Annotated in this window: 13 protein-coding genes; 6 read left to right on the top strand and 7 right to left on the bottom strand. The window is 42.3% G+C overall.

What is annotated here, in order from left to right; translation table 11 throughout:
• Nucleotides 1-50 precede the first annotated feature (50 nt).
• Nucleotides 51-416 carry a hypothetical protein gene (locus tag HCR01_RS24175; protein ID WP_193198631.1) on the bottom strand — a complete coding sequence of 122 codons (366 nt, stop codon included), beginning with the start codon at nucleotides 414-416 and terminating at the stop codon, nucleotides 51-53.
• A 776-nt stretch (nucleotides 417-1,192) separates the two neighbouring features.
• Between HCR01_RS24175 and HCR01_RS24170 the strand changes: the two genes are divergently transcribed.
• The 6 genes from HCR01_RS24170 to HCR01_RS24145 all read left to right on the top strand — a co-directional run bounded on the left by HCR01_RS24170 (nucleotide 1,193) and on the right by HCR01_RS24145 (nucleotide 8,262).
• Complete coding sequence (locus HCR01_RS24170) at nucleotides 1,193-2,029, top strand: photosystem II manganese-stabilizing polypeptide (protein WP_193198630.1); 837 nt, start codon at nucleotides 1,193-1,195, stop codon at nucleotides 2,027-2,029.
• 917 nt (nucleotides 2,030-2,946) lie between these two features.
• Nucleotides 2,947-3,723 (top strand): RNA polymerase sigma factor SigF, encoded by a 777-nt coding sequence (locus HCR01_RS24165; RefSeq protein WP_193198643.1) that lies wholly within the window; start codon nucleotides 2,947-2,949, stop codon nucleotides 3,721-3,723.
• Nucleotides 3,724-3,887: 164 nt separating this feature from the next.
• Nucleotides 3,888-4,715, top strand: coding sequence for a hypothetical protein (locus HCR01_RS24160; protein ID WP_193198629.1), 828 nt, complete (start codon nucleotides 3,888-3,890; stop codon nucleotides 4,713-4,715).
• 30 nt (nucleotides 4,716-4,745) lie between these two features.
• On the top strand, nucleotides 4,746-4,994 hold the full coding sequence (locus tag HCR01_RS24155) for a hypothetical protein (protein WP_193198628.1): 249 nt from the start codon (nucleotides 4,746-4,748) through the stop codon (nucleotides 4,992-4,994).
• Between the two features lie 305 nt (nucleotides 4,995-5,299).
• Entirely contained in the window at nucleotides 5,300-8,032 is a 2,733-nt protein-coding gene (locus HCR01_RS24150; RefSeq protein ID WP_193198627.1) for a hypothetical protein, read from the top strand.
• Between the two features lie 110 nt (nucleotides 8,033-8,142).
• The gene (locus HCR01_RS24145) at nucleotides 8,143-8,262 is read left to right on the top strand and encodes a photosystem I reaction center subunit VIII (protein ID WP_191759413.1); all 120 of its coding nucleotides are present in this window, start codon (nucleotides 8,143-8,145) and stop codon (nucleotides 8,260-8,262) included.
• Between the two features lie 184 nt (nucleotides 8,263-8,446).
• Here HCR01_RS24145 and HCR01_RS24140 read toward each other — a convergent pair whose 3' ends face one another.
• From HCR01_RS24140 to HCR01_RS24115, 6 genes are all read right to left on the bottom strand, one after another.
• Nucleotides 8,447-8,566 (bottom strand): photosystem II reaction center protein J, encoded by a 120-nt coding sequence (locus HCR01_RS24140; protein ID WP_073644363.1) that lies wholly within the window; start codon nucleotides 8,564-8,566, stop codon nucleotides 8,447-8,449.
• 70 nt (nucleotides 8,567-8,636) lie between these two features.
• On the bottom strand, nucleotides 8,637-8,756 hold the full coding sequence (locus HCR01_RS24135) for a photosystem II reaction center protein L (protein ID WP_015209609.1): 120 nt from the start codon (nucleotides 8,754-8,756) through the stop codon (nucleotides 8,637-8,639).
• A gap of 9 nt (nucleotides 8,757-8,765) precedes the next feature.
• The gene (gene psbF, locus HCR01_RS24130; protein WP_162399774.1) at nucleotides 8,766-8,906 is read right to left on the bottom strand and encodes a cytochrome b559 subunit beta; all 141 of its coding nucleotides are present in this window, start codon (nucleotides 8,904-8,906) and stop codon (nucleotides 8,766-8,768) included.
• 9 nt (nucleotides 8,907-8,915) lie between these two features.
• A complete protein-coding gene (gene psbE, locus HCR01_RS24125) occupies nucleotides 8,916-9,164 on the bottom strand; it encodes a cytochrome b559 subunit alpha (RefSeq protein WP_193198626.1) in 249 nt (82 codons plus the stop codon).
• A 142-nt stretch (nucleotides 9,165-9,306) separates the two neighbouring features.
• Nucleotides 9,307-10,326 (bottom strand): photosynthesis system II assembly factor Ycf48, encoded by a 1,020-nt coding sequence (locus tag HCR01_RS24120; protein ID WP_193198625.1) that lies wholly within the window; start codon nucleotides 10,324-10,326, stop codon nucleotides 9,307-9,309.
• 369 nt (nucleotides 10,327-10,695) lie between these two features.
• Entirely contained in the window at nucleotides 10,696-11,031 is a 336-nt protein-coding gene (locus tag HCR01_RS24115) for a rubredoxin (protein ID WP_162399778.1), read from the bottom strand.
• Nucleotides 11,032-11,166 lie beyond the last annotated feature (135 nt).

Here is an 11,166-nt window from a genome sequence, read left to right as displayed (position 1 = left end):
TGATGAGGCGCTCAGAGTTGTTAATTTAAATCTCGAAATTTATTTCGAGCTTACCACTCAAAGGAGCGATCGCTAATCAATACATCATCACTGTTTTTGAGATCACTGTTTTCCTCAGTTGCTTCTTGGGGAAAATTCGCTAAAAATGCCTGTAGTTTCATGCGCTCAATATAGGGCCAGCCCCCCTCAGACTCAATATCTTTCAGTAGTGAGTAGAGTTGCCGACGGTTATCAGGCAAACTCTTTTGAAAAGCCCCATCCCTAATCTCTCGGTGTAACTGCTCCAACTGCCGCAGCAAAGCCAAAAGAGCTACAGTATCTCCTTGACAACTCTGAGCCGCTTCATGTACCACAGTTGCGATCGCTTGCACATTACAGGACAATTTTCCTGATTCAAAACTTTTGTCGTTGCTCATGCCACCCTTTCCGTGTAAATGAAGTCAACTCAAATTTACAAGAGATTGTTAATTTTCTGTTTGTCACTTTATACCAAGGACATGACTGACGCATCAGAATTATCTTTTGAAACTGGGTGGAGGATATAGTGTTTTTCCAATCTTTTACACTCTACCCTCAAAACTCTGCTCAAGCCCTTGCTTTGTTAACGACCTGTATAAGTCCTAAAAGAACCCAGAAGATGAACCTTCAGCAAGCTTATAGAGAGTTCTAGAGAGATTTTTCTCGACTCACGTTGCTTGATATTTTAGTTCACCATCGTTGTACTGTCTTATTAGAGGCTGAGTATAGTCAGGTCTGTATCGAAGTTAAAAGGCAATTGCGATCGCTTCTAAAAGGGAGCGATGATGTTTAGTAAACCCTCCAAATGAGCTAGATGCGATCGCAGCGTTCTTACTTAAGACTGGAGTGCTTTGATTTTGAGTTAAAAAAAATCGTATGATCTGGCTGATTTACCCATCAAACAATGGGTTGTATGTAGTGGCAACACATACATAATACAGAATGAGGGCGACACAGCTTTTGCCACGAGCAAGAGCCAAGCGTGAAGCAGACACCTCTGTTTGCGCTTTTAGAGGCAAGCACTTATGCCGCTCTGTGTCGGAGCTTGCTCATCCACGTGCCCAACTCTAACTAAATGCCACCAACAGTGAAACTGCTAGTTTTTGCTCCCCTAGGGACACACATCCAAAACAGTTTTACAACTTAGTATTAATTTTTGAAATTGAGGTTGATCATGAGGTATCGCGCTTTAATTGTTGGATTCTTGGCTTTGTGCCTGGGGCTACTAACTGCTTGTAGTGATGGTTCTTCTACTAGTAGTGGTAGGGATGTGCTTACTTACGAACAAATTCGAGGCACTGGCTTAGCTAACAAATGCCCCCAATTAGCAGAAACAAGTCGTGGTTCCATTCCCCTTGATGCTAGCCAGTCCTATGCCATCAAAGAACTTTGCTTGGAACCAACTAGTTTCTTTGTGAAAGAGGAACCTGCTAATAAACGCCAAGAAGCAGAATTTGTTGCTGGCAAATTGTTGACCAGATACACTTCCACTATTGACCAGGTGCAAGGCGACCTGAAAATTAACTCAGATAATAGCTTGACCTTTGTGGAAACTGACGGTCTTGACTTCCAAGCTATCACTGTGCAACTTCCTGGTGGTGAGCGAGTACCTTTCCTGTTCACCATCAAAAACTTGGTTGCTCAAACACAACCCAATTTGACCAGTATTAATACCTCCACGGACTTTGAAGGTACTTTCAAAGTTCCTTCCTATCGTGGTGCTGCCTTTCTAGATCCCAAAGGTCGCGGTGTTGTTAGTGGCTACGATAATGCCGTAGCTCTCCCCGCCCAAGCGGATGATGAAGAACTCACCCGCACTAACGTCAAACGTGCTGAAATTCTTGATGGCAAAATTTCTCTGCAAATAGCTAAAATCGATAGTTCTAGTGGTGAAATTGCTGGTACTTTTGAGAGCGAACAGCCATCTGATACCGATTTAGGTGCTGGCGAACCAAAAGAAGTCAAGATTCGCGGTTTATTCTATGGTCGAGTTGAACCGACTCGTGGCTAAATCCTCTTGAGTAGTGCAACCGACTGGCACAGAATTACAATTCTGTAAGCATCAGGTTTCATCACAAAACTTAATTCTTTTACTTCCCTGAAAAGCTATCCATTACCCAGATCTTTATTAACATTTGCGATCGCTATGTCTGATGACAAGCCACTCCCGAAGTTCTGAGCGCAGTAAGCCATCTCTCGGAATTGTCTTTGTGTCTACGCTCATCAATAATCAAACCTTTATATCTTCGTGTCTAATTCTCAATAAAATTGAGTTTTTGTCTAGAATAACCAGGTCTGATTTTTCAAAATAGCGAGAAAATGTAAGTCATCCTTGAGAGCCTTATAAAACAAGGGTTACAAGATTGTAAAAAAATGTGGCTAATGGATAGGTTTTTTCGGGGTAATAGGCGGTTCTTTTACTAAATGGCTACGAATTGAAGTACAACAAGGGGCATCTTGCCCTTTTTTTATTGACTTAAGTGAATACACATAAATATTTCCGCTTTGTATCAGTATTTTCTAAAGATTGGATGAATATCATTTGAGCAAATACGTAATTTTACAGTGAATGCAACTTTTAGTCATCCAACAAAGTTCTGAATAATATAATTTTGTATTTATAAGTTAATTTCATAATTAATTAATCAAATTAAGTACAATCTCGGTTTGATATTTAGTAACTAATTTTATATTTTGTTTCTATGTGGTTTAAAAAAACTACATAACATACCAAATATAAATACCAGTTTCGTCCATTTAAATTTTGCTCAATGTCAATTCAATTATGGCATTTATTTTACAGAAACTCTTTTATATGCCATAGGATTTGCGAAGACATTTAGTACGATATTTTATTTGTATCGTGCAATCAAAGCTGAGTTTAAAAACTAGAAATTGACTATTTATTTACTAAATAAAAATGGTGCTATGCCTACCACAGTCACCAATGAACTGAAACATGAAATTTGGCAGTTGTTGCGAGAGTATCAGCAATCTCGGTCAGAAAATGTTCGCAATCAACTAGTTAAACTAAATTTTGGACTTGTGAGAAAAGAAGCTCACTACTGGCTAAATCAATGTCATGAAAGCTATGAGGATTTGCTCCAGGTTGGTTGTTTAGGTTTAATTCGAGCTATTGAAAGATTTGAAATTGCTAAGGGGCATGCATTCAGTTCCTATGCCATTCCTTATATTCGGGGTGAAATTCAACACTATCTCCGAGACAAAGGTGTCACCGTACGAATCCCTCGGCGGTGGTTAGCACTACAACAGCAGGCAATAGGAGTTTCACGTTCTTTGCGTGAAAAATACAATCGCCAACCTACCGATTCAGAATTAGCAGCAGCACTGGAAATTTCTCCAAACGAATGGCAAGAAATTAAATTAGCATGGGTTAATCGTGCCCCTTTGAGTTTAGATGTACCAATCCAGGATGGAGAAGAAGGTGCTACTTGCCTGGGAGAATTGGTTCCAGATCCTCACTACCGCAGCTTTCAACTGGCACAAGAAGATCAACTTCGCCTACAACAAGCACTGCTGCAACTCGAAAAACGCACCCGCGAAGTATTAGAATGTGTCTTTTTACAAGATTTGACACAAAAACAAGTAGCAGAACATTTGGGAATTAGTGTAGTAACGGTTTCCCGTAGAGTCAAGAAAGGCCTAGATTTGATGAAACACCTCATGGGTGTAACAGAGGATTAACTGCAAACAAACTCAAACCGCAGTTACGCTGGGTCAGTAGTGCTAAAAATAACCCTTGAAATGCAAAAAATTAGGTTATAAAGGAACAGACTTCGCCTTTGATACTAATTTTAGGCATGTTGCTTTCCACTAGTAAATTTTTTAATGGCTTTTGAGAAAAACTCATGGGCAAAAATTCCAAAATTGCAGTTGCAGCCATTTTAACTTTGGCGATCGCTGGATGTGCTTCTGAAGATACACAACAAGCGATTAATTCTACACCAATTCCCCAAACGGCAGCAAAGTCGCAACCAGCAATTCAATCTTTTAAGAATCCAGTAGTGCCTACCAAACGGGTTTCACAAGTTGCTTCTGCAACTCTTAACCTGATTCAGCCGACTAATGCCACAGAGCGAGTAGTCGTAGTATCAAAAGGGCGAACTGACCCGTTTGCCCAAATTGCTGGACAGACAGTTTCCACAATGCCCTACAATAAAGCTGCAAGACCTGTGCCTGTGTTGCCTCGCTTACCTACTGCATCGATAGTAGGACGAAAACTTCCAGTAAGTAGCACAGCTTTAAATCAACAAAAAAATCAAATCTCTTCTGCACAAATAGCAAAAAGACCTAGTGCTAGCTTGACTTCGGTTCTACCTAAAGTTTTACCTCAAGTTGTTTCTAACCCTACTCTAGTATCTGTGTTACCACCACCAGCACAACCTCAATTGGCAAAGGCAGTTCTTGTGACTGGTGTAGTTCTAATTGGTAGAGAACCCCAGGCAATTATTAAAGTACCTAATGAGCCGACAAGTCGTTATGTGCAGGCGGGACAGCGATTGGCAAACGGTGTGCTGATTAAACGTATTGAAATGAATGACGGCTATAACCCTGTCGTGATTCTAGAACAATATGGTATTGAGGTTGCCAAAATGGTAGGGGAAAGCCCTGCCAACTCAACGCCATCAGCTGCATCTGCTAGTAATAATTCTGTTTCGATGGCAATGCCGCTTTAAAATCTTGTTACTGCTGGAGTTTTATTTAAGATGGAGAATAAGGAAAAAATTGAATTTGCTGGTTTGCCTTTAGCAGTTTATAGAGAGATAGCAGTTCATTTGCGTCAAGTAGAAGGGGTAGAAGTGGATTTGATTCCTCAGTTATCCCAAGAGTTTGATTACAATCAAAGTCAAATTGGTGGCTTGTGGATTTCTTGGACAGCCAACTCTGGTTTAGAAAGTCGGCAACGCGTCAATGAAATTTTGACTTACTATCAAAATCGCTATCTTGTGTTCTGACGATTTGAGTTAATATCAATTTCCCGAACGAATTGAGGGGAGAAACTCACAAAATGGCGTTGCATTGATTCAGATGCGAAATGGCGACGCATTGAAATTGGCTTTACGCGCCCAGGTAAAGTGCGAGAAGTTAGGTAAGTAAAAGTGTTCTGAAACCTTGACTTGCTACACTCAAGTCAGTTTTGCCAGTGTTTGAATCAAAGCATCATAATTAAGTGATGCAATTATAAATTGCTGAGGTAAACTTGCAAGCAAGGTAATGCAAAATATTACTCAGCGGCTCTTCGGTCTGGGCATAACTTATAATGGAACACTGGCAATTTCTGATACAGAAACAGGGCGATCGCTCCTGGCATACCCTGGAATCGCCAAATGTAGAAATTTTGGAAGGTGAATATAGAGTTTTGGCTCGTTCTAACCTTCCTAATACAGATGTGGAAGTGCGGGTTTCTCACTCTTCAACCCAACAAGTTCCACCAAAGCGGCGAATTTTTAGGCGATCGCGTCGCACTAACTCTGAAGGTTTAATGGCGGTAATTCCATTTACCTACTTCAATCCGGGAGTCTGGGAGTTGCGCTGCTCTGGCGATTTGATGTCGGATCTACTGGGTAAATCCTGGCAATACAGGGTTCTCCTGCAAGTCTTACCCCAGAAAATCGAGGGGGAGAGGGGGGGAAAAGGGGAAAATGCAGAATCAAATTCTAAGTATGACTGCATTACTCCGTTACCTACCAACTCGACTAATAAACGAGAGGCTACACTACACAAGTCTACCTGGGAACCATTAGTTCCTGATTACCCAGATACTATTTCTGGTAGTAACTTGGTATCTACTGCTCCGGCAGAAACCGCAATTACCTTAGATGATGCCATTGGCATTCCCACAGAACTGGGAACTGTTGTAGACAGCAGTTCTGCTACCACTGCTCTATTAGATGAAACTAAAGAAATCGATCAGCCTGTCAGCCCTGTCTGGCTTAAAGGTGAGACGGCAGAACAGATTTTACAAAACTTGATAGAATTAGCTCTACCTGCTTCTGAACCCTTGCTGGAAGATGAAACGGTGACGGATTCTGTAACAACCCAACCACCGCCACCATTATCACTAACTTTAGACCAAGAAACTTATATTGCCCGTTGGGGGCAAGCTCTCATAGTCAGTGGGCACGTTGAACTAAAGGAAAAGACAGATTTAGATTTAGCTGAAACATTATCCCTAAAGAGCCTATGTGCGCTCGAATTAGGAATTGAACTGCGATCGCCTCTAGAGTCGGAAATCCTGACTCAGGTACGGCAATCCTTACCCGATCAAGTGTTGCCCTTTACTATCAACACCTCAATTGATGTTCCTGCTGACTGTGAATCTAAGCTGATTTTGGCAGATATCTGTTTGTATGGTGGATTTACTGATACTGGTGAAGTCATGCGGTTAGCCAGCCAGTCCTTCACAATTACAGCGGATGTAACAGAATTACTGGCAATGACAGCAGTAGCAAAGCCCAGTACACCAGAAGTGTCAGAATCTAGCGCATTATCAATACCGCCTGCTGCCTTCACAGAGCCAGAGGCATCTGTCAGCCTCGATTTGGAACTTTTCAATCTGGTCAAAGCCCCAAAAACAGAACAGTCTCAAATATTTAATCCATCTCCAAATAAACCCCTGCCACCGCGAATTAACCCGCGAGTTTTGCGGGAAGCCGCTTTACGAGCATCTATACTCAAGAATTCCGCAACTGAGCACTCGCCTCAATTACCAAAGTTGCCTCCTAGCCAAACTGCCGCAATGACTTCGGCGCTCACTGTCACTGCTATTGTTGCAGAACTCCCTACACAGGAAGAACCTGTGGAGAAGGACACCACGATAGCTGCTATCAATCTGGAGCAGTTGGTTATCAAGCATCGTCGAATGCCAATGCTCAACCCAACTTTTCCATACTTGAGACGGCTAAAAGCTTTGCCAGATAACAAAGAAGAAGTAAATAACAATGTACCAGATACATGGGAATTTCAAGCTGCTGAGGACTTTCCGCAGTTGGACACAACTGTAGCAGAGGATAAAAATACACCTGAATTAGTGACAGACGATATCCAATTCCAGGATGAATCTGTTGCAGTTCCAGAAGTATCAGCCCCGTCAAGTGCAGAATTCCTCGATGAATCTATTGCCGAAGTAACCTTTTCTAGCGCAGAATCCATCACTGCGGCTAACTCCCACTCGTCGCCCCTGATCAAAAAGTGGATGCAAAGTCAAGGGTATTCACCTGAATCTATCAATTTGCAATACCAAGACGATACCTATGTTCCAGCCCAAGAGACGCTGGTTTCGCTAAGTGCTGAAACTGTAACTGTTGATGCCAACTTGTCATTAAATTTAGATTCTGAAACGCAGACAAAGGCAGACACAAACTTGGTGGAAGTAGAGGAGATGGAGACACAGGGAGACGCAGAAACAGAAAATGTATCAGAAACTACATTTTTACAGCATCCATTACCACAATTACCGCCTTCTTCTCTTATTAAGACACCGTCAGCTTGGTTGGCGCAAGAAATTGTTATAGATGATACATATTATGAATTACCAGCCGATGTGATAAGTAACCACCTCTCTGAACAAGAGGCGCAACCACTGTTAAATTTATCCCGTTCTTTGCCTATGACTGCGGCGATTATTGAGCCTTTGCCAATTCCACAGTTGTATGTGCCAGGTGGCGAACTGATTGCTGGTAAGTCCATAACAGTGCGCGTAGAAATGCCTGATGTACCCCCGCAAGTTGTTGTTAAGTTATGGGTTGAGGATTACCAAACTCGCTGGTTACTAGACGGCCCCCATTTGCTGACAAATTTGCTGCCTAACTCCTTGGGAGGGCTGGAAGTAATGACTAAATTAAATATTCCCTTTGGCTGTTTAGAAATTCGCTTAGAGGCGATCGCTCTAGATATGGTAACTCAACAGGAGAGTCACAAAGTCACAATAGTGCGGACTGTGATTCCTCCCGACTTGCCGACTTTACAGCTAGATGAACTACTGGGTATGTGAAGATGCTGCAAAAATAGTCTGTGTTAAAAATCTTGAGAATTTCAAAAATCAGGCTGAATTTGCAGTAAGCTCATTTTGAATTGTAGTGTGATTAAACAGGAATCTTTACTATGGCAGCTCCATTTTTGCCTTCTATCTTGGTTTACACAATTGGTTGGATTTTGCCCGGTGTAGTCTTCGCATTTCTATTTTTATATATGGAAAGCGATGATATCAGCGATGCCAGTTGATGTAGTCAATAGTCATTAGTCAAGTTGTTGGGTAAGCGATTGTGATCAAGTACGCCGTAGACTTTTCTAGACTATTGACTAAAAATTAATACCGCCTATCTCATGGAGACAGGCGGTTTTTTTACGCTGATTTTTCAACAATTACTAGAAAATTCAGACTTATAGTATTCGGTTCAGACTATTGTTATATCGAAGAACCGAGTCCGGCGTAGGCACCATAAAAGAAAATGCCTAAAACAGTAATTACACCTAAACCTGCGACCGTAGCGACGACCCACAGGGGAATTCTCCCACTTCCAGACACAGCTTTTCTCCTCCCTTAACAACAAATCAACACACGATCAATAAACAAAGATTAACAACAGCACTTCTAGTTAGTTAAAGAAGTAACTGGAAAACAGTATACCCAGAACAAAAACCAGTAAGAGTCCCAGGTACAATGAAGTCCGGTTTAGTTCAACCGGTTGATTATTAGGATTGGGCGATCTTTCCATAAATTTCTCCTAGCGTTGAATAAACTGCATTGCGGCGATCGCGCCTAAAAAGAATACAGTTGGTACACCCAAGGTGTGAACTGCAAGCCATCTAACCGTAAAAATTGGATAGGTAACTGGTTGATTATTGATGTTATTGCCGCTAGTCATGATCTCAAACTACTTTCCGATAAATTGTTCAACTTGCTTTTTAGCTTCAAAACGGTTTTTCACAATCGGCACTTCTTGCCGTGTTGGTGTGAAATACTCATCAGGACGGGGTGTGCCAAACGCATCATAAGCCAGCCCTGTGCTGACAAATAGCCAACCTGCAATAAATAATGCTGGAATGGTGATGCTGTGAATCACCCAGTAGCGAACGCTGGTAATGATGTCCGAAAACGGACGTTCTCCAGTGGTACCTGACATTTAGATCCCTACCTTCACAAAGAGTGTTATTGAGTTTATTATCCTACAAAGTTTAGAAAGAGTTACAAGTTGCAACGTCCTTCTCAGAAATTGGGCATTGGGTATTAATTATTCTTCCTCTGTCCCTCTGCCTCTTCGGTCATTAAGCTGCTCCTGGTGGGGAAGTTGTTTCAGGTGGGATATATTTGAGCAAAGCACCGCGATCGCCAATTATAAATCCCTGATCTGGCTTCAAGAAAATAATTTTATACAAATTAGCAGCTACTTCTTCCACTTCACGGTCTTTTTCCCAGGTTTTGCCACCGTCGGTACTGCGTAGCAAATTACCGCTACCGCCACCTATCCAAACTTCGTTGGGTGTGCGATATGCTAAATCCAGTAAACCCCAACTGGTTGACGGTTCGGGATATTGCGCCTTTTGCCATTCGTCAGGTTTAGTTGGATCGCTGAACTGAATTTGACCTCCCCTTGCTAGCATCCACAACTGACCACCGTTAGCAAAACCCATATTTTCTACTCGTCGAGAACTATTGCGGTTATGGGGAACCCAAGCATTTTGTCCTGGTTCCCAAGTTGAGTAGAAGTTACCCTTAGCAGAAACGGCAACATATTTGCCATCAGCAGAACGTTCGATGTTACGCACTACACCAACAGCTGACTCCACTTTAGCTTTCCAGTTTTTGCCGCCGTCTGTAGTTTGATATATTGCTCCAACATCTGTAGCCATCTCAGCTGTGTTCTCGGCTAGTGCCTTAATAGCGATCGGGCTACCAGGTAGCTTTTCGCTTAAGGGAATACGTGACCAAGAACTACCTTCATCAGTAGTATGCAGCAGCAGCCCTGGCTCTCCGGCAATCCAGCCTTCTTTCCCTACAAAACTTACTGAGTCAAAGCGATACTTTTGCTCATCCAGTTCTAGTGTTAGAGGTTTCCAAGTATAACCACCGTCATTTGTTTCTAAAAGTGTGGCATTACTACCTACTAAGTAGCCATGCTGAGGATTACCAGTAAAGGAAATATCCAGCAGATTCGAGTCTGTCGGCACAGAAATAATTTTCCAGGGGTTGTAGCTAACGGAGGGAACTTTGCTACAACCTATACACATGAGGACTACGATCAACAAGGCAAATATTCGTTGCCAACTTCTCACAATTGAATGCATCAGTATCTCTTAGTTGTTTCTAAATTTGTCTAAGGGTTTTCTAAAAGGTTTACTTTAAGGCAGTGGCCACCCTCCGAGGTAGATGAATCCTGAGTATTGTTAGCGGTAGCAGGGCGTTTAGCCCGTGCCGTTAGCATAGCGGCGTGTAGTCCGTACTGAGTTAGAAGACCTGTACCAACTATAGAGCGTACTAAGTACTTTTATTTACTCAGGACTCAGAGAAAAGTCAGTAGCGATCGCTAGGGTGCGACGGCTTCTGATAACTCTGTAGCAAGACCCCGCAGGATGCGCCGGAATCCGACGCTCAGAAGTTCGATGGCTGCTCTGAACTCCAGAGACTCAGCACTGTCGTCAAAAAGGTTACGCGTGTCATTGTAAGCCGTACAGACTGATAAAAAACAAGAAGCCAAGAGCCAAAGCACCAAAAATCAAGATATTCTTTTGGGTTGGCGTTAGGTTGTTGACACCAAGACCGTAACCGAGATTTTCTTTAAAACCGGATGCTGTACCTGCTGGGCCAATGTTGGCAAAAGCGGTCTTTTTAGCACTACAAACTGGACAGCGCCAATTGATAGGTAGTTCTGCAAAGGGTATTCCTGAAGCAATGTCATGCTTGTCATCGCCTTTTTCGGGTTCGTAGACATAACCGCATGCACGACACTCATAGCGGTCTAGCACTGGAGTCTCAACAGCTGGTTCGCTCATGGCTAAGGCCTCGCAGAGAAGAAATCTTAAATATACGTTAAAAATTATGACATAATTGTTAGGCTTTTCTATCATCTACCAAAACGAATCAAATACCTGAAGTGCATCTGTTTCCTAGATTTCAGAAAAGTCAAA

It is taken from the genome of Nostoc sp. MG11, from assembly GCF_014904695.1.
Classification (GTDB): domain Bacteria; phylum Cyanobacteriota; class Cyanobacteriia; order Cyanobacteriales; family Nostocaceae; genus Komarekiella.
Note: the sequence above shows the minus strand (reverse complement) of the source record. Positions and strands in the feature narration are given on the sequence as shown.